The sequence below is a fragment of the Haloarcula sp. JP-L23 genome (assembly GCF_011602445.1).
Classification (GTDB): Archaea; Halobacteriota; Halobacteria; order Halobacteriales; family Haloarculaceae; genus Haloarcula; species Haloarcula pellucida.
In genome coordinates this window covers 2,796,066-2,815,890 of sequence record NZ_CP050014.1, presented here as the reverse complement: position 1 = coordinate 2,815,890, position 19,825 = coordinate 2,796,066, and the positions used below count along the sequence as shown (strand labels likewise).

The 19,825-nt window shown below is 65.4% G+C and carries 20 protein-coding genes; 11 read left to right on the top strand and 9 right to left on the bottom strand.

Going from position 1 to position 19,825, the window contains the following annotated elements:
• The first annotated feature begins 4 nt into the window (after positions 1–4).
• From G9465_RS14670 to G9465_RS14660, 3 genes are all read left to right on the top strand, one after another.
• Complete coding sequence (locus G9465_RS14670) at positions 5–799, top strand: CBS domain-containing protein (protein ID WP_166971257.1); 795 nt, start codon at positions 5–7, stop codon at positions 797–799.
• Between the two features lie 135 nt (positions 800–934).
• Entirely contained in the window at positions 935–2,638 is a 1,704-nt protein-coding gene (locus tag G9465_RS14665) for a methylmalonyl-CoA mutase family protein (RefSeq protein WP_166971255.1), read from the top strand.
• 70 nt (positions 2,639–2,708) lie between these two features.
• Entirely contained in the window at positions 2,709–3,587 is an 879-nt protein-coding gene (locus G9465_RS14660) for a hypothetical protein (RefSeq protein ID WP_166971253.1), read from the top strand.
• Between the two features lie 21 nt (positions 3,588–3,608).
• Here G9465_RS14660 and G9465_RS14655 read toward each other — a convergent pair whose 3' ends face one another.
• The 4 genes from G9465_RS14655 to G9465_RS14640 all read right to left on the bottom strand — a co-directional run bounded on the left by G9465_RS14655 (position 3,609) and on the right by G9465_RS14640 (position 6,699).
• Positions 3,609–3,887: a cox cluster protein gene (locus tag G9465_RS14655; protein ID WP_166971251.1), complete on the bottom strand. Its 279-nt coding sequence runs from the start codon at positions 3,885–3,887 to the stop codon at positions 3,609–3,611.
• A gap of 200 nt (positions 3,888–4,087) precedes the next feature.
• Positions 4,088–5,866: a cytochrome c oxidase subunit I gene (gene ctaD / locus G9465_RS14650; RefSeq protein WP_166971249.1), complete on the bottom strand. Its 1,779-nt coding sequence runs from the start codon at positions 5,864–5,866 to the stop codon at positions 4,088–4,090.
• Positions 5,867–5,931: 65 nt separating this feature from the next.
• Positions 5,932–6,255 (bottom strand): DUF6684 family protein, encoded by a 324-nt coding sequence (locus G9465_RS14645; RefSeq protein ID WP_227015569.1) that lies wholly within the window; start codon positions 6,253–6,255, stop codon positions 5,932–5,934.
• Positions 6,256–6,303: 48 nt separating this feature from the next.
• The gene (locus G9465_RS14640; protein ID WP_166971247.1) at positions 6,304–6,699 is read right to left on the bottom strand and encodes a hypothetical protein; all 396 of its coding nucleotides are present in this window, start codon (positions 6,697–6,699) and stop codon (positions 6,304–6,306) included.
• 183 nt (positions 6,700–6,882) lie between these two features.
• Here G9465_RS14640 and G9465_RS14635 point away from each other — a divergent pair, with 183 nt between their 5' ends.
• Positions 6,883–9,171, top strand: a complete 2,289-nt coding sequence (locus G9465_RS14635) for a hypothetical protein (RefSeq protein WP_166971245.1) — start codon at positions 6,883–6,885, stop codon at positions 9,169–9,171.
• Between the two features lie 18 nt (positions 9,172–9,189).
• On the opposite strand, the gene G9465_RS14630 is transcribed toward G9465_RS14635, so the two are convergent.
• Positions 9,190–9,495, bottom strand: a complete 306-nt coding sequence (locus G9465_RS14630) for a hypothetical protein (RefSeq protein ID WP_135304560.1) — start codon at positions 9,493–9,495, stop codon at positions 9,190–9,192.
• A gap of 186 nt (positions 9,496–9,681) precedes the next feature.
• Here G9465_RS14630 and G9465_RS14625 point away from each other — a divergent pair, with 186 nt between their 5' ends.
• The 3 genes from G9465_RS14625 to G9465_RS14615 all read left to right on the top strand — a co-directional run bounded on the left by G9465_RS14625 (position 9,682) and on the right by G9465_RS14615 (position 12,151).
• The gene (locus G9465_RS14625; RefSeq protein ID WP_166971243.1) at positions 9,682–11,058 is read left to right on the top strand and encodes an adenylosuccinate synthase; all 1,377 of its coding nucleotides are present in this window, start codon (positions 9,682–9,684) and stop codon (positions 11,056–11,058) included.
• 215 nt (positions 11,059–11,273) lie between these two features.
• Complete coding sequence (locus G9465_RS14620) at positions 11,274–11,468, top strand: methytransferase partner Trm112 (RefSeq protein WP_166971241.1); 195 nt, start codon at positions 11,274–11,276, stop codon at positions 11,466–11,468.
• A 125-nt stretch (positions 11,469–11,593) separates the two neighbouring features.
• Positions 11,594–12,151, top strand: a complete 558-nt coding sequence (locus tag G9465_RS14615; RefSeq protein WP_166971239.1) for a hypothetical protein — start codon at positions 11,594–11,596, stop codon at positions 12,149–12,151.
• On the opposite strand, the gene G9465_RS14610 is transcribed toward G9465_RS14615, so the two are convergent.
• The 3 genes from G9465_RS14610 to G9465_RS14600 form a co-directional block, all read right to left on the bottom strand.
• A complete protein-coding gene (locus tag G9465_RS14610) occupies positions 12,148–13,227 on the bottom strand; it encodes a DR2241 family protein (protein ID WP_166971237.1) in 1,080 nt (359 codons plus the stop codon). The two genes, G9465_RS14615 and G9465_RS14610, sit on opposite strands and share 4 nt — an antisense overlap.
• Positions 13,228–13,320: 93 nt before the next feature.
• On the bottom strand, positions 13,321–14,202 hold the full coding sequence (locus tag G9465_RS14605) for a CbiX/SirB N-terminal domain-containing protein (protein ID WP_166971235.1): 882 nt from the start codon (positions 14,200–14,202) through the stop codon (positions 13,321–13,323).
• An 83-nt stretch (positions 14,203–14,285) separates the two neighbouring features.
• Complete coding sequence (locus G9465_RS14600) at positions 14,286–15,200, bottom strand: winged helix-turn-helix domain-containing protein (RefSeq protein ID WP_166971233.1); 915 nt, start codon at positions 15,198–15,200, stop codon at positions 14,286–14,288.
• Between the two features lie 147 nt (positions 15,201–15,347).
• Between G9465_RS14600 and G9465_RS14595 the strand changes: the two genes are divergently transcribed.
• Positions 15,348–16,766, top strand: coding sequence for an FAD-binding oxidoreductase (locus G9465_RS14595; protein ID WP_166971231.1), 1,419 nt, complete (start codon positions 15,348–15,350; stop codon positions 16,764–16,766).
• Between the two features lie 92 nt (positions 16,767–16,858).
• Here the strand turns inward: G9465_RS14595 and G9465_RS14590 are convergent, their stop codons facing one another.
• Complete coding sequence (locus tag G9465_RS14590; RefSeq protein ID WP_166971229.1) at positions 16,859–17,017, bottom strand: hypothetical protein; 159 nt, start codon at positions 17,015–17,017, stop codon at positions 16,859–16,861.
• A gap of 115 nt (positions 17,018–17,132) precedes the next feature.
• On the opposite strand from G9465_RS14590, the gene G9465_RS14585 reads away from it, so the two are divergent.
• The 3 genes from G9465_RS14585 (at position 17,133) to G9465_RS14575 (ending at position 19,779) form a co-directional block, all read left to right on the top strand.
• Entirely contained in the window at positions 17,133–17,618 is a 486-nt protein-coding gene (locus tag G9465_RS14585) for a hypothetical protein (protein WP_166971227.1), read from the top strand.
• A 63-nt stretch (positions 17,619–17,681) separates the two neighbouring features.
• Positions 17,682–19,166, top strand: a complete 1,485-nt coding sequence (cysS, locus tag G9465_RS14580; protein ID WP_166971225.1) for a cysteine--tRNA ligase — start codon at positions 17,682–17,684, stop codon at positions 19,164–19,166.
• Between the two features lie 115 nt (positions 19,167–19,281).
• On the top strand, positions 19,282–19,779 hold the full coding sequence (locus G9465_RS14575; RefSeq protein WP_166971223.1) for a hypothetical protein: 498 nt from the start codon (positions 19,282–19,284) through the stop codon (positions 19,777–19,779).
• Positions 19,780–19,825 lie beyond the last annotated feature (46 nt).

Here is a 19,825-nt window from a genome sequence, read left to right as displayed (position 1 = left end):
GGTGATGGACGACCCGAGTCGACCGACGGTCGGCGAGTACATGACACGGGAGGTAGCCACCGTCGAACTCGACGATACAGTCGACGAGGTCGCGACCCGTATCGCCGAGAGCGACGAGTTCAGTGGCTTCCCGGTGACCGACGGACGACGCGTCGAGGGCTTTGTCAGTGCGCGTGACCTCCTGCTGGCGGACGGCCACGAACCGATGTTCCGGGTGATGAGCGGCGACATCCTCGTCGCCCACCCGGACATGGCGGTACAGGACGCGGCCCGCGTCATCCTCCGGTCTGGCATTCAGAAACTCCCGGTCGTCGACGACGCGGGCCACCTCGTCGGCATCATCTCCAACGCGGACGTCATCCGCTCGCAGATAGAGCGCGCGACCCCGGACAAGGTGGAGAAACTCGGTCGCACGCTGGAGAACATCCACGGCATCACATCCCACGAGGAGCGGCGCGAAGTCGAGTTGGCCGATCTGACGCCGACACAGAAGACGGTGTACGCCGACGAACTGGAAGGCCGAGTATACGAACTCGAACGGGGACTGGCCGAACCGCTGGTCGTCATCGACAACGGCGGCGACCTGTTGCTCGCCGACGGCCACCACCGAGTGAAAGCGGCCGACCGTCTCGGTGTCGACCGGATGGACGCCTACGTCATCGTTCTCGACGGACCTGTCGAACTCGGAATGGCGGAGACGGCCGCCAACTCCGACCTCGAACGCATCGACGATATCGAAGTCGTCGATTACGCCCGGCATCCACTGGTCGAGACGACACAGCGGTTACAGGACGAGTAACAGACGTTTTACTGACACTATCTCCGTTTTCACGAGGGTATCCGGACGGCATCTCCGACCGTCCGACGCCGTCGTCGCGGACGGAGCGACGACCGCGCCCGAACACTCTTGCGGACTGGTGACATATGACGCGGTATGTACGACGAGCAGGACCTCCAGCGCATTCGGGACGCCAAGGGCGAGTGGGAGCGCGAGACACTCGGCCCGGTACTCGACGCCTACGGCGAGCGCCGCGAGCGGTTCGCGACCGTCTCGAATCTGGAGGTAGATCGCCTGTACACCCCGCTCGACGTCGCCGACACCGACTACGAGACTGACCTCGGGTTCCCCGGCGAGGAACCGTACACACGCGGTGTCTACCCGACGATGTACCGCGGCCGCCAGTGGACGATGCGGCAGTTCGCCGGCTTCGGCACGGCCGAGGAGACCAACGAGCGGTTTCACTATCTCACCGAGGAGGGGCAGACCGGCCTCTCGACGGCGTTCGACATGCCGACGCTGATGGGCCTCGACTCCGACGCCGCGATGGCCGACGGCGAAGTGGGCAAGGAGGGCGTCGCCGTCGACACGCTGGCGGACATGGAACGCCTCTTCGACGGTATCGACATCGGTTCGGTGTCCACGTCGTTCACTATCAACCCCAGCGCACCGGTCATCTACGCGATGTACCTCGCTATCGCCGACCAGCAGGGCGTCCCGCGCGAGGAGATTCGTGGCACCCTCCAGAACGACATGCTCAAAGAATTCATCGCACAGAAAGAGTGGGTCGTCCCGCCGGAACCCTCGCTGAAGTTAGTCACGGACGTCATCGAGTTCGCCTGCGAGGAGACGCCGAAGTTCAAGCCCGTCTCCGTCTCCGGCTATCACATCCGCGAGGCCGGCGCCACGGCCGTCGAGGAACTCGCGTTCACGCTCGCCGACGGGTTCGCCTACGTCGAGGACTGTCTCGACCGGGGACTGGACGTCGACGAGTTCGCCCCGCAACTGTCCTTCTTTTTCAATTCCCACAACGCCATCTTCGAGGAGGTGGCGAAGTTCCGTGCGGCCCGACGCATCTACGCCCGCGTGATGGACGAGTGGTACGACGCCGAGGCCGACGCCAGCAAGCAACTGAAGTTCCACACCCAGACCGCCGGACAGTCGCTCACCGCCCAGCAACCACTCAACAACGTCGTCCGCGTGACGATTCAGGCACTCGCCGGCGTGATGGGCGGGACTCAGAGCCTCCACACCAACAGTTTCGACGAGGCGCTCGCGTTGCCCTCAGAGGACGCCGTCCGGGTCGCCCTGCGAACCCAGCAGATCATCGCCGAGGAGTCCGGGGCGGCCGACATCGTCGACCCACTCGGCGGGAGTTTCGCCGTCGAGGCGCTGACCGACGAGATAGAGGAGAAGGCCATGACCTACATCGACCACGTCCGCGACGAACTGGGCGACGGGTCGGTCCGTGACGGCGTCCTCGCCGGCATCGAGCAGGGGTACTTCCAGCGGGAGATACAGGACTCGGCCTACGAGTACCAGCGACGCGTCGAGGACGACGACGAGGTCGTCGTCGGCGTCAACGCCTACACCGTCGCGGAGGACACCGAACCGGACGTGCTAACAGTCGACGAGGACGTCCAGCGCCGACAGCGGGACCGCCTCGACGCGGTCAAGGCCGACCGCGACGACGCGGCCGTCGAGGCCGCACTCGACGACGTCCGGGCGGCCGTCGACGCCGGGGAGAACGTGATGCCGGCCATCGTCGACGCCGTGAAGGCGTACGCGACGATGGGCGAGATAATGGCCGTGTTCGAATCCGAGTACGGCGCCTACCGAGAGACGGCGGGCGTCGCCTGAGGCCGGTCGGCGAGGAAGGCCACGATAGCCGCTCCGGGGGTTTATATCGCATACCGAGCGAGCCCGCGCTATGGGACAGACGACCAAAAGGAGGCCGGGAATCGCACAGCAGCTACGACTCGTCGTTGGGACCGTCCGTCCACTTCTCCGTTATCCCGCACCGCTCCTTTACCCGGTGCTGAAAGCGCTGTCGGGGACACTCGCTATCGTCGCCGTCGGAGCCATCGCGCTGTCACCCGTCGACGGCATCGGGCCGGACGTTCCCATGGGTATCCCGACGCTGCTGCTCGTCGTCGGGAGCTGTCTGTTCTCGCTGTACGTCGTCGGCCCGATACTGGTCGTCCTCCTCGACGTCGCGTACTGCTACGAACTGCACGCACTCCTGCAGGGCACTCGACCGACGCCGGGTTCGGGACTGGCCTACGCCGTCCGTCGACTGCCGGCCATCTCTCTGGGTGCGCTCGCCGTCACGGGAACGTTCTTCGCCGGCTACGTGACCGATACCGGGAGCCTCCGAGTCGGGTCGGGCGTTCTCGGAACGTTCCTCCCCCCGGCGCTAGCCATCGAGGACCGCAGTGCCAGCACGCTCGTCACTCGGATAGACGGTGCCATCACCGACCAATGGGGGAGTGCGGTCCTCACCGTTTACGGTGCGAGGACGTTCGAGTACCTCGCGGGGAGCCTCGGAATCGCGACCGCGGTCGGCGTCGTCGTCGGCCAAGTGCTCGGCGTTTTCACGGTCGACAGCGGCGTCCTTCCGTTCGTACCCGGTCTCCCGCAGGCAGCGTTCCTCGCCGTCGCCGTCTTCCTCGGTGGCTTCGCTCTCACGGCGTTCCTCCGTGGACTCGTACGCGGCCCCGTTTCGACGGCGCTGTACCACTACGCCACGAGGGACAGCGTCCCGGAACGGTTCGCACTCGACGCTGGAGAGATGGTTCACATCGACTGAAAAGACGGCGGGCGACGCGAACTACTGTCGTTCGCGCTGGCCGTCGTCGTCCGTGTGTCGGGAGATGTAGACCACCAGCGCCAGCAACACGCCGAGGCCGAGACCGACGGTGACCAGACCGTAGATGGCGACGCCGAGTGGCGTCGGCGGCAGTGCGATGACCCCGAACAGTTCCGGTTCGAGGTCGGACGGGCGGATGTTGCCCAGCACGAACCCCATCACGCCGGCGAGGGCGACGATGACGACGTACAACTGGACGACCACTCGTTCACCGGACCGCCCGACCGGTTGCTCGCTCATGCCCGCAGGTAGGTGACCGAGACGATTAGCCTTTTTCACTTCCGGCCCGTAGCTTGCCTATGAGTCAGAAAGAACTGCTGTTCGTCGTCCTCGCGGGTATCGCCGTGATGATGTTCGTGACGGCTATCGTGCTCGTCTCCGGCGCCTGAGCGATAGATCGCTTCTGCGAACAGCGCCGGCACTAGGAAAGCGGGCCGTCTTCAGTCGTCGCTACGCGCTCCGGTCAGCGCGGATTGCTCCTCTTCTTCACCGCCGTCCGTGACGGTCGTCTCGAGTTTGCGGTCGAACCACTGGAACTCGCGGTCGAGCATCCCGTCGCGCTCGAGGTTCCACGGGTCGCCGTCCTCGACCTTCGGGCCTTCGAGCCACGACTGGACGACGTTCCAGACGAAGATGAGCTGACCGACGAACAGGATGAGCGCGCCGGCAGTGGCCAGCAGGTGGTACGTCTCGACCTGTGCCAGCGGCGCGATAGCGCCGTCGAACTGGTAGGTCGCATAGCGGCGGGGCATCCCGAGGTAGCCCAGCGCCAGCATCGCGAAGAAGGTGAGGTTCGTTCCGACCATCGAGAGCCAGAAGTGGGCCTTCCCGAGGGTGCGCTGGTACATCCGCCCGGTGAACACCGGGAACCAGTAGTAGATGCCGGCGAAGGCGGCGAAGCCGATGGCCCCCATCACGATGTAGTGGAAGTGGCCGACGACGTAGTAGGTGTCGTGGAGGATGAGGTCGACCGGAATCGCGGCGAGGAAGACGCCGGTGACGCCGCCGATGATGAAGTTCGAGATGAAGCCGATACAGAACAGCATCGGCGTCGTCAGGCGGAGTCGCCCGTTCCACATCGTCGTGATCCAGTTGAACGTCTTGACGGCGCTCGGGATAGCGATAGCCAGCGAGACGGCCATGAACGAGGCCCGCAGGCGCGGGTCCATCCCCGTCGAGAACATGTGGTGTGCCCAGACGCCGAACGAGAGCACGCCGATAGCCAGCGTGGAGTAGACGACGAACTTGAAGCCGAACAGTTTCCGGCCGGCGAACTTCGGCAGGATGAGGCTCACAAGGCCCATCGGCGGGAGCACGAGAATGTACACCTCTGGGTGACCGAAGAACCAGAACAGGTGTTGCCACAGCAGTGGGCCACCGCCCTCGACGGCGAAGAACGTCGTCGCGAGGTTGCGGTCCAGCAGGAGCATGACGATGGCGCTGCCCAGCAGCGGGAACGCGAAGAGGATGAGCGCCGACTGGGTCAGGATCGTCCACGAGAAGATGTCGAGGTTCGCCCAGCTCACGTCGTCGTCACGCTCGGTGAAGATGGTCGCGATGAAGTTGATCGCACCCATCGTGGCGGCGACGCCGGAGAGGTGCAGGCCCAGCAGCATCAGGTCGACGCCGGGGTTGGTCTGTTCGACCGACAGCGGCGTGTACATCGTCCACGCCGTCTGTGCGGGTTCGATCATGTTCTCGGTGACCGGCGCGAGGAAGAACCCGGCCCAGATGAGCAGGGCCGCCGGCGGGAGGAGCCAGAACGCGATGGCGTTGATGCGCGGGAACGCCATGTCGTCGGCCCCGATGAGGAGCGGGATGAAGTAGTTCGCGAACGCCGCGATGATGGGCGTCCCGAACAGGAACAGCATCGTGATGCCGTGACTCGTCAGAATGGAGTTGTAGGCGTTCGCCCCCAGCAGCGCCCCTCCGGGAGTGACGAGTTGAAGGCGGATGAGCATCGCCATGATGCCACCGACGGCGAAGGCGATGACGGCGTAGACGCCGTAGAGGATGCCGATGTCTTTGTGGTCGACTGTCGTTAACCAACGAACGATACCTGCGGGCTTCTCACGGTGGATGACGGTCTCGCCGGTCGCGGTACCGCCGCCCGCGAGCGGTGTGTACGACCGCCAGTTCTCGATGCGCGTGAGTAGCGCGGCGATACCGACGAGGAGGACGGCCATCAACCCCGTCAGCACTAGATCTCCTGCTGCCATGGTCGCACGTCAGGACTGGCCGATAATGAAAGGGTCGGTTCCGCGGTGCCCGCGGTTGATTCGGCTTACTCGTCTTCGAGCTCGCCGGGTGCGTCTTCGTCCTCGAACTCGGTAACTTCGTCTACCGGCTCGTTCACCGCGCTGGCTTCCTCGAGGGATTCCTGTGCGTGCTCTGCGTTTTCGATCGCTCGCCCAGCGTAATAGGTCAGCACCGCCAACAGGAGGAACATCGAGATCATCAGCGCGAACTGAAGCCCGCTGAAGACGGGGTCCGTGCCGAACGCGGGAACGACCGCGAACGCCGCGATGAAAAAGAGGATGATGCCCAGTGGAATGACGTTGACGGTGAGGTCGAGCAGGGTGTCCTTTTCGAACCCGAACAGTGCCATGTATGACTCGGCGTTGGCGTAGGCCAGTAAATAGACTGTTGGTTTCGCTCAGACCTTGGTCTGTTCGACGACGGACCCGGCCCCGCCCATCGCGACCATCACGGCACCGGCGACGACGACCGCGACCAGACGGGTGAACAGCGGTCCCTCGCCGACGTTCGCGAGCGTGAACGCCGACGTCGGTAACTGGAGGACGGCGACGAGCGCTGCGAGCAAGACGAGCAACACGCCGACCCCGACGAGCGTCGGCCACGGGCGAGTTGCGTAGCCAGACTCGGTGAGGATGCCGGCGATGCTCCCGCCAAAGAGGATGAGGCCGAACACCGCGACCGGGAACAGCCCGATGAAGACACCGATTTCCGAGAGCGCTAGTCCCAGAGCGACGAACACCGGCCACGGACTCGACATCCGATACTGGTCGCTCAACCCCGGTTTCTCTTCCATACCCGCCGTTCGGTCTCGGCCGGCATATGCCCATCGGACTCTCCGTGGTCCCCGTGCGTGTCGGTGGCGAGCGGAGCCGAGACCGCCGGTCACGTCCGCGTCTCTCGGCGAAACCGATCACCGTAGAGACACGTGTCTGACGGGGCACAAACTATTTGTCTGCCATCCGGCTTGATGAAGGTAATGAGTACGCAGACGGTAGAACTGGTTTCAGAGTGGGACTCGGTGCCCTTCGACGGCGGGTACGAGGGGCTCCGGACACTCGCAGACCAGGAGTTCTCCGGTGCCGTCGTCGCTGGCCCCACCCGGCTGTTCATGTTGAACGGGACGGTCATCGGTATCATAGACGGCGACATCGAAGCCTTCGAGACCGACAGTGGAACTGCCCGGGAAGCACCACACGACGCGCTTCCGCTTCTCGCAGTGATGCAAGAACGAAACGACGAGGTCCGCGCGAAGTACTACACGCAGGAGACGTCGATAGCCGACGTCGACCGGACGCTTTCCGACGGGAACTTCACTGGGTTCGTCGAACTCTCCGAGAACGTTCTCTCTGGCGATTACTATCTGGTCTATCATCAGGGGCGCTCGATGAGCGTCGCCTGGGTCGGGAGCGCCGAGCGACTCATCACCGACGACGAAGCCTTCGAACAGGCAGACGACGAAGTGGGCATCTACGAGGTCAAACCCGCCGAGATTTCGCCCGTCGAGATTCCGGAACCGTCGACGGCAGCAGACGCCTCCGATGTGACCGATGGACAGACTCTGAGCGACGGTACCGCCATCGACGACGCGTCGTCGGCCGACGAGGGGTCGACCGACGAGGGACCGGTTTCCGAACCAGTAGGAGAGACACAGTCCCCGGATTCGACGTCCGACAGCGACGTCGCCGAACCAGACACGGGTGCGTCGACCGCCGACCGTCGGTCGGGACCGGCCGCCGGTGGCCCACCGGGGTCGAAAGCCGCCGGTGCGAGCCAGGGTGCCGCAGCGAATCGGACAGCGGACCCCGAGACGACGGACGCGGGGACCGCGACCGAGCAGTCCCGACAGCGTCAGTCACAGGGGCGTGACGACGTAGCGGAGCGAGCGAGCGCCGAGCCACAGTCGGCAGAGCCAGACGCACAGACGACCGAGGCGTCCACGACGGAGTCACCGAATCCGTCGCCGGCAACTCGGCAGCGCACCCGCGATTCGGAGCCGACCCAACAGCCCGACCCGGCACAGAGAGAGCAGCGCTCGCCCGCAGAGCCACAGTCGCGACCGGACTCGTCCTCGTCACAGCATCCGAGCGCGGACAGCGGTGGTGAAAGCGTCGCTGCAGCGACGACGGCGGACCTCGAGACGCGCGCGATTCCGTCACTCGACCCCGACCGGTCTACGAACTCGCCGGACACCTCGGCCGCGAGCGACGACGCGGCCACGCAACCGACGGGCGACCAACACACGGAGGACCGCTCGTCACGCACGACCACGACGACGGAGCAGGCACCGGCCCAGACGACGCAGACGCCGACATCGCCTGCACCGGAGCGGGTGGCCGACCTCGAAGCGGAACTCGACGGCAAAGAGGCCGAAATCGCCCGCCTCGAATCGGAGATAGACGACTTAGAGACGACGAACGAGGAGCTACGGGCCGAGCGTGACCGCCTCCAGTCCGAGCTAGAGGCGGCACGGACAGAGATCGAACGCCTCGAAGACGGACTCGCGGAGGCCCAGAGCGAAGACACCCCGTCGGCCGGGACACGTCTGTCAGGGGCCGAAGCTATCGACGGGACGAACCTCTTCGTACGCTACCACTCGAAGGGCGAGGCGACCCTCGCTCAGGCCCACGACGGGGACGCCGACCCGACACAGGTCGAGGAGAACCTCCGGCTGGAGTATCACACCCAGTTCGACGCCACCGACGCTGCCGTCGAGGGAACCGAGTTCGAGACGTTCCTTCAGGACAGCATTCACTACCGGTTCGTCGAGTGGCTGATTCGGAACCTGCTGTACGAGATTCGTGACACCGGCCACGCGGGCGCGATGCAGGTGTTGTACGACGCACTGCCCGAGATAGACCGAGCCGAACTGAACGGCAAGGTGTCGGTCACCTACACCGAAGACGGGCAGGAACACCGCTCACAGGAGCAGTTCGACGTCGTCGTCCGCGACCGGATGGGTAACCCACTACTCGTCGCGAACATCAACGACTCCCGTCAGCCAGCGACCGAGGGGCAGATGACCGACATCGTTCGGAACGCAGAGCGCGTGGGCAACGCCTCTGACTCGCTGGCGGCGGCGTTTCTCGTCACCAGTAGCTTCTTCGAGCCGGAAGCGCTCGAAACCGCCGAAGAAGCGACCTCCAGCGGTCTGTTCAGCCGAGACAAGCGCAAAAGCTTCGTGAACCTCTCGCGGAAAGACGGATACCACCTCTGTCTCCTCGAGGCACGAAATCAAGAGTTCCACCTCGCCGTCCCGGAACTCTGACGACACGACGAAAGCGCGTTAGCCTTCTATTTCGGCCGCGTCCTCGATTTTCATTCCTTCGAGCTTCTCGATGATCTCGTCTATCTTCTCGTCTAGGTCGTCGACGAATTCGCCCGTCTGCTCGGTCGTGATGGCTCCCTGACTGGAGGGCTCGATGAGGTTCTCCTCTTCGAGGACGCGCAGCGAGTAGCGCACCTTGTGGTGTGGGTAGCCCGTCTCGTTGGACATCTTCACGATACCGATAGGCTCGTTCTCAATAACCATGCGGAGCACCTGCAAGTGACGCTCCAGCATGTCAACTTCCTTCTCAAGCCTGTCTATCATGGCAATTGTTAACTTGTGTTTGCAGGGTTTAAAAGTTGCCCTCGTGTACCCGTCTTTGCCGGTTTTTTGGTTCGGATAGGTGTGTATTAAATGCGTCGTAACGACTCCCATGCCAAACAGTCACCCCCATAACCGCGCCGAAAGGGACCGTAATCTGTTTATCACGGTGGCCGGAACGTCCGTGCGATGACCGTAACCATCGTCGGCTCACAACTCGGCGACGAGGGGAAGGGCGGCATCGTCGACCTGTACGGCGACGACGTGGACGTCGTCGCGCGCTATCAGGGCGGCGACAACGCCGGCCACACCGTCGTCCACGAGGGCGAGGAGTACAAGCTCTCTCTGGTCCCGAGTGGAGCCATCCGCGGCAAGGTCGGCGTCCTCGGCAACGGGTGCGTCGTCAACCCGCGAACGCTGTTCGACGAGATAGATACGCTGCAGAACCGTGGTCTCGACCCGGACGTACGCGTGGCCGAACGGGCACACGTCATCCTCCCGTTCCACCGCGTTCTGGACGGCATCGAGGAAGAGGTAAAGAGCGAGACGGACGACGAAGTCGGGACGACCGGTCGCGGCATCGGCCCGACCTACGAGGACAAGGCCGGCCGGCGCGGCGTCCGTGTCGGTGATCTGCTCGACTCCGACGTGCTTCGCGAGCGACTCGAGTACGTCGTCCCGCAGAAGCGGGCCGTCGTCGAGGACGTCTACGGCCTCGACGTCGAGGACCTAGAGGACCCCGACGCGCTGGACGTCGACGCACTCTTCGAGGAGTTCCGCGAGTTCGGCCGCCGCTTCGAAGAGGAGGGGATGACGGTCAACGCCGGTGCCTTCCTCACCGAGGCCATGGAAGACGGCCAGAACGTCATGTTCGAGGGGGCACAGGGGACCATCATCGACATCGACCACGGCAACTACCCGTACGTCACGTCCTCGAACCCGACGGCCGGCGGCGCCGCGGTCGGGACCGGCGTCAGTCCCGGCGTCGTCGGTGGCGGCGAAGTCGTCGGCATCGTCAAGGGCTACCTCACGCGCGTGGGGAGCGGCCCGCTGCCGACCGAACTCGGCGGCGTCGTCGGTGACACGCCCGGCTACGACGAACAGGGAGAAGGCGAGAACGAGGAACTGGCACATTACATCCGCGAGGAGGGTGGCGAGTACGGCACCGTCACCGGGCGCCCCCGACGTGTCGGCTGGCTGGACATGCCGATGCTCCGGCACGCGACCCGTGTCTCCGGGTTCACCGGTCTCGCTATCAACCACCTCGACGTGCTGGCTGGTCTCGACGAAGTGAAAGTCGGCCACACCTACACGCTCGACGGCGAGGAACTGACGTCGATGCCCGCACGGACCGAGCAGTGGGCGGAGTGTGAGGCGAACCTCCGTTCCTTCGAGGGCTGGGAGGCGTTCGACCCGGCCACCGTCGCGAGCGAGGGCTACGAGGCCCTGCCCGAGAACGCACGGACCTACGTCGAGTACATCGAGGACGAACTCGACACCCCGGCCTACGCTATCGGCGTCGGCCCGGGCCGCGGCGAGACTATCGTCCGCGAGTCGCCGTTCTAACGGTTCAGTATCTCGTTTTGGCGGTCCCGCGACGGCCAACAGCAGCCGCTCTCGTCGGACTCGGAATCGTTCTCGGCGGGTTCGATTCTCACCTCGCCACCGAGGCGGTCGGACAGCGACTCACCCGCGAGTTTGCACGACCAGCCGGGCGAAGAGAAGTTCCGCACCTCGCGCCAGACAGTACGCTTTTAGGGCTACCGGACCGACGCAGGTGTATGAAAGAGGACCTGATGGACATCATCTGCTGTCCGCTGGACAAACACGACCTCGACCTCGAGGTCGAGGAACGCGACGACGAGGAGATTCTGTCCGGACAGTTGGTCTGTACGGAGTGTGGCGAGGTGTTCCCCATCGAAGACGGTATCCCGAACCTCCTTCCGCCGGACATGCGCGACGAAGCGCCGGCCTGATAGTGGCTGTTGTAGCGATTTATCGGTACGCGCCGACCCCGGGGTCGGCCCGATACGGAAATAATCTACAACAGTCACTATGACACCCCTGAACCTTTTTTATGTGTCCCCGCCGACATTCCGGTGTGCCTGACTCGCTCCTCGTCCACGTCAACCGCGACGAACTCCACGGGCTAGCGGTACCGACGACGTTCGAGACGAGCGAGAGCTTCGACGTCCGTCTGGTCAACCACGGGGAAGCCACGCACGTCCACCTCCACCTCGACGACGCGCTCTCCAGTCTCGCAAGCATCGAAGCGCCCAACCATCACGTCGAACGAGACAGCGAACGCCGGGTGCGGGTGACCCTGACTCGCGACGGGGCCGTCCGCGGGAAACTGAAAGTCGTCACGGCCTACGGCGCGACGACGCGCTACGTCGACGTCGTGGTCACCGAACCGGACCGGAGCGACGACCCGGTCGAAGTCGACGAGGACCTCGCGAAACCACAGCCGAAACCCGAATCCGAGTCCGCATCCGCCCTCGCCGACGTCCCCGACTTGCCGGTGCTCGCGGTCGGTGGCGTCGCCCTGCTCGCGGCCGTCACCGCCGCGTTCTTCGTCCAGAACGTAGTCGTGTTGCTGGCGGCGCTCGCCGTCGTCGTCGGCGTTCTCGCGACAGTGTACGCGGTGCTCGCGACTTAGTCATCGGTCTCGACGCCACAGAGGTTGCCGTCGTCGTCGAACAGTTTCGCCCGGAGGAACCGTGCCCGGTAGCGGTTCGCCCCGTCGGCGGTGTCGGCCTCGCGGATGTCGGCGGCCCGGCCGTCGGCGACGGCGTCGACGATGGCCTCGACCTGCGCTTTCTCGCTGGGGGTCAACTCGAACTCGTAGGTCTGGGGCTCCTCGGCTTCGAGTTTGGTCCACTTGCGCGCGGCCGAGACGACGAGCGAACACGGCTCCCGGCAGGGGAACTCGCCGTCGCCCCCGTCCACGTCGAGGTCGGTGTCGGCGTCGTACTGCCACTCGCGGCGTTTCAGACACTGCGAGTCGTCACAGCAGGCCTCGGCGACCCAGTTGACGTGTTCGTACCCCTCGCCGCGGTCCCACGTCTTGACGACGCCGTAGATGCCGGTCTGGCGTTCGACGGTCTCGTGCCAGTGGGTCACGTCCAGTTCGCCCTCCCGTTCGCGGTACCAGTTCTGGACCGTCGCGGGGTAGAACGTGTGGACGGCCTCGACGAGTGCGGCGGGGCCGAGCGACGGGAACGCCCACCCGCTTCGGAGCGACGGCGCGGTCTTGAGCGGTCGGTACCGCCCCCGGTCGTCGTGTTTCGTGATGTCACGGGCGGCGGCCGGGTCCTCGTACGTGTTCAGGTCGTCGACCACTGTCCCGACGTCGGCCTCGTGCCGGAGGTCGTAGACCCGCCCGCCGTCCTCGGTCAGTGAGACGGTGACGGCGAGTTCGCCCCACTCGGCCGTACGGCCGCCGGAGAGCGCGTCGTATCGCTCGGGGACCGGCGTCGACTCGGCACCCTCCAGCCACCGGAGGAACGCCCACCGTGGCTCGGCCTGTGGGGCGGTGGCGTGCCAGAAGTACCAGTTGGCGGCATAGGGCGAGTCCGTCGCGACCGAGCGGAAGTCGTCTTTGCCGAGGTCTTCGTGGGACTCCTCGGGCGTCTCGAACGTGTAACGGTCTTCCTCGCGGCCGACGTGGAGGCCGTCGAAATCGATACCGTCCGGCGCGGTAGCCACCAGCGCGTCCACGGAGTCCTCGTCCATACTGAACCACGGGACTCCCGCGGAAAAAGTTAGCCGGTTCGCCCGTCTGTTGCCGATTGTTACGGGTAGACGCAGTCGCTGGCCGTCGCCGGGTTAGTCACCTGTCGCCGGGTTCCCGTTGCCGGTCTCCTCGCGGACCTGTTCGATAGCCCCGCTCACGTCGGCGCCCGCGTCGGCGGCGCGTTCGAGGACCACGTCGGCCATGAGCGGTTCCGTCCCGACGGCACCGGCGTACCAGATGTCGTGGCCGTCGACGGTTTCGGGGGTGTCCCAGCCGGTCCGGTAGTCGTCGGTCAGGCCCATGTCTTCGGGGATGTCCTCCTGCGTGTGGTAGCCGTCGGCGATGAACAACGGGACGACGACGACGTCCTCGCTCTCGAAGTAGTCGGTGACGTCGTCTACCTCGGGGTCCTCGTCCATGAACAGCGCCTGCACCTCGTCGAAGCGGTCCATCTCGCCGATGCGCTGGGCGTGGTACTCGATGGCCTTCGCGGAGTTCTCGTTTCGCTCGGTGCCGTGGCCGACCACGGCGAGTCCGAACCCTTCGCCCACGTCGGGGTCGTCCGTGACCGACTTCGCCCGCTGGACGATGACGTCGCTCATCGAGTCGTGGGTACCGACCGGGCCACAGTAGTGGACGGTCTGGCCGGTGTCTTCGGCGGTCAGCGTCGCGTGGGTGGCGCTCGTGCCGTCGGAGTCCCACATCTCGGGGTCCCACTCGTCGAGGCGGAACTCCCGGGGGATGACCTGTTCGGTGAAGTACCCCTCCGAGATGAACAGCGGCACCAGATACACCTCCTCGGCGTCGACGGTGCGTAGCCCCTCCCGGAACGACGGCTCCTCCTTCCAGAAGGCTTCCCGGACCTCGTCGAACGCGCCGGTCGCACGGATGGTGTCCGCGTGTGAGAACGTCGGCGTACTCGACTCGGCGTTGAGATGCGAGCCGTGGGCCGCGATGACGAGCGCTTCTTCCATACCACGCCGTTGGGACGAACCGCTCTTAGGGGCTTCGCTGGCGGTCCACACCGCCGGCGCTCCGGTGTCGGCCGAACACCCCCTCACTCCGAACCGGACGCCAGCGGTTCAGAGTCGGCTTTCACCGAGGCGAAGACGCGCTCTGCCCACTCGCGGGCGACGGCGTCGTCGGTGTCGACGAACACCTCCATCAGTCCCGTCTCCTCGTCGTAGCCGCCGACGCCGACCCGGTCGTCGAATATCGCGAGGCCGTACGGGAGCGTGTCGCGGGTCCGGAGCGTCAGGTGGCCGCGGTCGATGGCCTCGCTCGCCCGCTCCGGGTACGTCTCGAACAGTTTCTCGGCGATGTGCGGGAGATAGATGATCTCCGTGTCCGTCGCCTCGAACACCTGCTGGTGGAACTGCCCGAGGACCAGCGGTGCCATGTGGGTGGTGTTGAACCCGCGGAGGGTCTCGGAGTCCCGGACGAGCGAGACGAACCGCTCGACCGGTTGGTAGGGGTCTTCGGGCGCCGCAGTCGTGACGGTGGCGTTGACGAACGGTTCGATGACGAACTCCTGATGGTCGTCACAGATGGCGTCCAGCAGCGGCGTCAGGCGGTGGGCGGTCCGGACGTTCGCCTCGAACCGCAGGACTTCCTCCGCGACCGTCTCGCCGCGCCCGGTCAGCCGAAAGCGACTGTCGACCTTCTCGACGAAACCCTGTCTGTCGAGCCACTGCGTGAACCGGTGGCTGGTCGCCCGCGAGACGTCGAGTCGGTTCTCTATCTCCCCGCGGTCGAGTGGCCGTTCGAGGAGGGCTTCGAGGACCGGCCCGTGACGGACGATGTCGCCGAGGTAGTCCGTCCCGACCCGTTCGTCCGCCGCCGCAAGTCGCTCGCCGAGATACCGACGGGTTCGTGCGTTCTCTAGGACGGATTCGAGGACCGGCGACCCCGGCGATGGCTCCGCACGCTCGGACGCGTCGTCGGTCGTCTCGTCCGTTCGGTCAGTCGCCATGGTTCTCTCTAGCTAGGTACGGTGGCCCACGGTAGTAACTCTAGCTACGCACGACACGAGACGCGTTTCACGGGCCGAAACGGCGTTCACTCCGCCGAACGCTCGGTGACGAATGAGGCTAACAGCCCACACGGCGTCCGTTCGAGTATGAGTCAGGAACACGAGACGCTCCCGGGAGTCGAGCGGTTCGCCGACGGCGTCCACGGGGCGGTGATTCGACCGGGCGACGACGCCTACGACGACGCCCGGGCCGTCTGGAACGGGATGATAGACAAACACCCCGCCGCCATCGTCCGCTGTGCTGGCGTTAGAGACGTCATCGAGACGGTAGCGTTCGCGCGTAAAGCGGACGTGCCCCTCGCAGTTCGCGGTGGCGGCCACAACGTCGCCGGGACCGCTGTCTGTGACGACGGCGTGGTCTGTGACCTCTCCGAGATGACCGCCGTGCGAGTCGACCCCGCGGAGCGAACGGCGTGGGTGCAGGCGGGCGCGACGTGGGCCGACCTCGACCGCGAGACGCAGGCGTTCGGACTGGCGACCCCCGGCGGCGTCGTCTCTGACACCGGCGTCGCCGGCCTGACCCTCGGCGGCGGCATCGGACACCTCCGCTGTCGGTACGGCCTGACCTGTGACAATCTCCGGGCCGCCGACCTCGTCACCGCCGACGGCGAGTTCGTGACCGCGAGCGAAGATACCCACCCGGACCTTTTCTGGGCGCTCCGGGGCGGCGGGGGGAACTTCGGTGTCGTCACGGCGTTCGAGTTCGACTGCCACCCCGTCGGTCCGGAGGTGGCCACGGCGCTCGTCTTCTACTCCGGGTCGGAGGCGAAGTCGTGTCTGCGAGCGTACCGGGAGTACGTCGAGACGGCACCCGACACCGTGAGCACGCTCACTTCGACGGGCGTGATGTACGACGAGGACCTGTTCGGCGACGACGTCGTCGGTGACTTCAAGTTCGCCGTCATGGGGTGTTACGCCGGGCCGCCCGAAGAGGGCGAAGCCGCGCTTGCCCCCCTCCAACAGTTCGCGGACCCGCTCGTCGACGTCAGCGCGGTGCGGCCCTACACAGAGTTCCAGCAGATACTTGATGCGGATTACCCCGACGGCATGCGCTACTACTGGAAGTCGCTGTACCTCGACGCCCTTTCGGACCCGGCCATCGACCGCATCGAGTACTGGGGTGAGAAAGCCCCCTCACCGCTGTCGACTGTCGACGTCTGGGAACTCGGCGGTGCCATCACCGACACCGGCATCGAGAACAGCGCCTTCGCCGGTCGACACGCGCCGTTCTTGCTCGGTGTCGAGGCGAACTGGGAGGACCCGGCCATGGACGACGCGAACGTTCAGTGGGTCCGAGACTGTCTCGATGACATGCGGCAGTTCTCCGACGGGTCTGTGTACCTGAACTTCCCGGGCTTCCTCGAAGACAACGACGAGACGATGGCGAAGACGTTCGGGACGGCCTACGACCGACTCGTCGCGGTGAAAGACGCGTACGACCCGACGAACCTGTTCGCGCTGAACCAGAACGTCAAGCCGTCGGGCGACGGTGAGCACGCCGGATAGGCGTCGACGACGACTTGCTGTCGAACCCGCCGCTGATGGGTCGTCGGTTCTCCGAGTAGGGTCGGTGAGTCGTGAATCGACGTCACCGGTGATTACAGCGCCGTTAGCAGCAGGAACGCCAGCGTGACGGCGGCCCCGACCAGCGCGGCGTGTCCCGCCACACCGACAGCGAGGACGATTCCGGCGACGATGCGCTCTATCGGTGCGAGTGGGTGTCCGAACGCCTCCCGCTCTCGTTGTGCGATGGCCATTTGTCTTCCCTCGTGTGGAGAGACGGCCGGTCGCCTATCAATACCACAGGACGGTTCTCAGTAACTGGGAGGTCCGATAGAACGGTTTTTGCACCTGCCGTCGTGAGCCTCGGGTATGTCACTCGCCGCCGCCACTCGCGAGGCCGTTCGAGCGCGTCCGTCCCTCTACGACGCGCTTCGGGCCGGCGTCGTCAACTACACCGCCGCCGCACGGACGTTAGACGTCGACGGGGACACGGACGCCGTCGCCACGGCACTGCGTCGCTTCGCCGAGGAACTGCCCGACGACCCGGCACACGAGAGCGAGGCCCGCCTCTCGATGCGGAGTGGAGTCGGGCGAGCAGACGGGGACGGCAGCGACGGGGACGTGCTTCTCGAGATGGGCGACACAGCCTTCCTGAACGGTGCAGGCTCACTCACCGGCATCGTCGCCAGCGGCGACCTCTCACCGGCGGCACTCGGCGACGTGCTGGGTCGGTTGCGGGCCGCGGAGGTCCCCGTCGAGGCGGCCGGCGTCGCCGACGACTCGCTCGTGGTGGTCGTCGAGCGACGCGACGGGCCCGACGCGCTCCGGGTCGTCGAAGCCGCAGTGGGCCGCTGAGCACTTCGGTGAGAGCGCGCCGTTCCGACGCCTTGAAGCGGCCCCACACAGTCTGATTCGACAATGACGCTGCGCGTGACGAACACGCTGACCGGCGAGACAGAGCCGTTCGAGCCACGCGACCCCGACTCCGTTCTCCTGTACTACTGTGGCCTCACGACCTCTGACCCGCCGCATCTGGGCCACGCTCGCGGCTGGGTCCACGTCGACGTGATGTGTCGCTGGTTGGAGTGGTTGGGGTACGACGTGCGCCACGTCGAGAACTTCACCGACGTGAACGAGAAGATAGTCGCCCGCGTCGGCGAGGACGGCGACAGCGAGGCGGACGTGGCCCGCCACTACATCCAGCAGGTCATCGAGGACATGCGCTCGCTCAACCTCGACCGGGCAGAGGTGTATCCTCGCGTCTCCGAGCACGTCCCCGAGATTATCTCGCTCGTCGAGCGACTCGTCGAGAGCGGCCACGCCTACGAGGCCAACGGGTCGGTGTACTTCGACGTGACGAGTTTCGAGGACTACGGCAAACTCTCGAACCAGACCATCGAGGACATCGAGGCACAGGGTGAGGACGCCGAAATCGAGAAGCGCCACCCGGCAGACTTCGCCCTCTGGAAGGCCGACGGCGTCGACCCCGAGGACATCGAGGAGCACCGGCACCCCGAGGCCGCACCCGCCGCGGAGGCCTGCGAAACGGCCCAAACGTGGGACTCGCCGTGGGGCGAAGGGCGACCGGGCTGGCACATCGAGTGTTCGGCCATGTCGATGACTCACCTCGACGAGACCATCGACGTCCACGTCGGCGGGCAGGACCTCGTCTTCCCCCACCACGAGAACGAGGTGGCCCAGAGCGAGGCCGCGACCGGCCAGCGCTTCGCCGACTACTGGCTTCACGTCCGCCTGCTGGAGACGAAAGGCGAGAAGATGTCCTCCTCGCTGGGGAACTTCTTCACCGTCGCCGACGCCGTCGAGGAGTTCGGGGCCGACGTGTTGCGGACCTTCCTGCTCTCGACGGCGTACTCCTCGCGGGCGACCTACAGCGAGGAGACCATCGGCGAGGCCGAAGAACGCTGGGACCGCCTCAAGCGGGGCTACGAGCGAGCGGTCGAAGCCTGCGACAGCGTCGACGCCTACGCGAAAGTGACCGACGAGACGCTTCGTGACGCCGTCGAGGAAGTCCGCGCGGACTTCGAGGCGGCGATGAACGACGACTTCAACACTCGCGAGGCGACGACGGCGCTACTCGACCTCACGAGCGCCGTCAACACGCACGTCGACGACCACGACGACGCCTACGACTACCGTGGTCTGCGGCGGGCCGTCGAAACGTTCGAGGAGTTCGGGGCCGGCATCCTCGGCCTCGCCTTCGGCGACGAACACGCGGAGAGCGACGTCACACTCGCCGGCGACATCGTGGAACTCGTCCTCGACGTGCGCGAACAGGAGCGTACAGCCGGCAACTACGAACGCGCCGACGAGTTGCGCGACGAACTCGAAGCGCTCGGCGTCGAGGTGCAGGACACGGACGACGGCCCGACGTACCGCCTCTGAATCGACGGCGAGGTTTAGTCATCGCCGATACACTTCTCTAATAGAACAGCTTCGTACGCGTGCTATCTCCCGACAGTACGTGTTTATATCCTTTCGAGATAAATATGTATTCGTCATGATTACCGTACCGTACAGTTCTCGGATACTACCGCTCGTGGTCGTGTTCGCGCTCGTCTTCGGATCGGCCGCCGGTCCGGTGGCCGCCCAGAGCGACCAACCGGAGTGGGGCGACGAGATGTACGCCGAGTTGGAGGCCATGGTCGGCGTCTACAACGAGAACGTCGACGCCAGCGACCTCGGGGTCGCCGGCGACCAGTTGCAAGACGAACGGGTGAACCTCGTCGTGACGGACGCGAACGGGACGGAAGCCACGGCCTCGTTCCGGATGGACGGTGACCTGCAGATTCAGGAACTGAAACAGGGGACCCGTGACGACGCGACGATGAAGATGACCACCGACCGGGAAACGTTGACCGGTATCGTCGAGTCGAACGATCCCTCGACGGCGTTCCGGAACGCCATCACCGGCGGGGACATCACTATCGACGGCCTCGGCACCGTGAACGCCGTGAAGTGGGTCGTCATCAACACTATCGTCAGCCTGTTCGGGTAATGTCGGCGAACAGCTTTTTTATGCCCCACCGTCTCGTAGCGAACAC

Coding starts and splice junctions, on each gene's coding strand:
- G9465_RS14575 (WP_166971223.1), top strand. CDS start 19,282: ATGATTACCGTACCGTACAGTTCTCGGATACTACCGCTCGTGGTCGTG.
- G9465_RS14655 (WP_166971251.1), bottom strand. CDS start 3,887: ATGAGCGAGCAACCGGTCGGGCGGTCCGGTGAACGAGTGGTCGTCCAG.
- G9465_RS14610 (WP_166971237.1), bottom strand. CDS start 13,227: ATGGACGAGGACTCCGTGGACGCGCTGGTGGCTACCGCGCCGGACGGT.
- G9465_RS14585 (WP_166971227.1), top strand. CDS start 17,133: ATGTCACTCGCCGCCGCCACTCGCGAGGCCGTTCGAGCGCGTCCGTCC.
- G9465_RS14620 (WP_166971241.1), top strand. CDS start 11,274: ATGAAAGAGGACCTGATGGACATCATCTGCTGTCCGCTGGACAAACAC.
- G9465_RS14605 (WP_166971235.1), bottom strand. CDS start 14,202: ATGGAAGAAGCGCTCGTCATCGCGGCCCACGGCTCGCATCTCAACGCC.
- cysS (WP_166971225.1), top strand. CDS start 17,682: ATGACGCTGCGCGTGACGAACACGCTGACCGGCGAGACAGAGCCGTTC.
- G9465_RS14595 (WP_166971231.1), top strand. CDS start 15,348: ATGAGTCAGGAACACGAGACGCTCCCGGGAGTCGAGCGGTTCGCCGAC.
- G9465_RS14630 (WP_135304560.1), bottom strand. CDS start 9,495: ATGATAGACAGGCTTGAGAAGGAAGTTGACATGCTGGAGCGTCACTTG.
- G9465_RS14635 (WP_166971245.1), top strand. CDS start 6,883: ATGAGTACGCAGACGGTAGAACTGGTTTCAGAGTGGGACTCGGTGCCC.
- G9465_RS14665 (WP_166971255.1), top strand. CDS start 935: ATGTACGACGAGCAGGACCTCCAGCGCATTCGGGACGCCAAGGGCGAG.
- G9465_RS14625 (WP_166971243.1), top strand. CDS start 9,682: ATGACCGTAACCATCGTCGGCTCACAACTCGGCGACGAGGGGAAGGGC.
- G9465_RS14590 (WP_166971229.1), bottom strand. CDS start 17,017: ATGGCCATCGCACAACGAGAGCGGGAGGCGTTCGGACACCCACTCGCA.
- G9465_RS14670 (WP_166971257.1), top strand. CDS start 5: ATGGACGACCCGAGTCGACCGACGGTCGGCGAGTACATGACACGGGAG.
- G9465_RS14645 (WP_227015569.1), bottom strand. CDS start 6,255: ATGGCACTGTTCGGGTTCGAAAAGGACACCCTGCTCGACCTCACCGTC.
- G9465_RS14600 (WP_166971233.1), bottom strand. CDS start 15,200: ATGGCGACTGACCGAACGGACGAGACGACCGACGACGCGTCCGAGCGT.
- G9465_RS14640 (WP_166971247.1), bottom strand. CDS start 6,699: ATGGAAGAGAAACCGGGGTTGAGCGACCAGTATCGGATGTCGAGTCCG.
- G9465_RS14660 (WP_166971253.1), top strand. CDS start 2,709: ATGGGACAGACGACCAAAAGGAGGCCGGGAATCGCACAGCAGCTACGA.
- ctaD (WP_166971249.1), bottom strand. CDS start 5,866: ATGGCAGCAGGAGATCTAGTGCTGACGGGGTTGATGGCCGTCCTCCTC.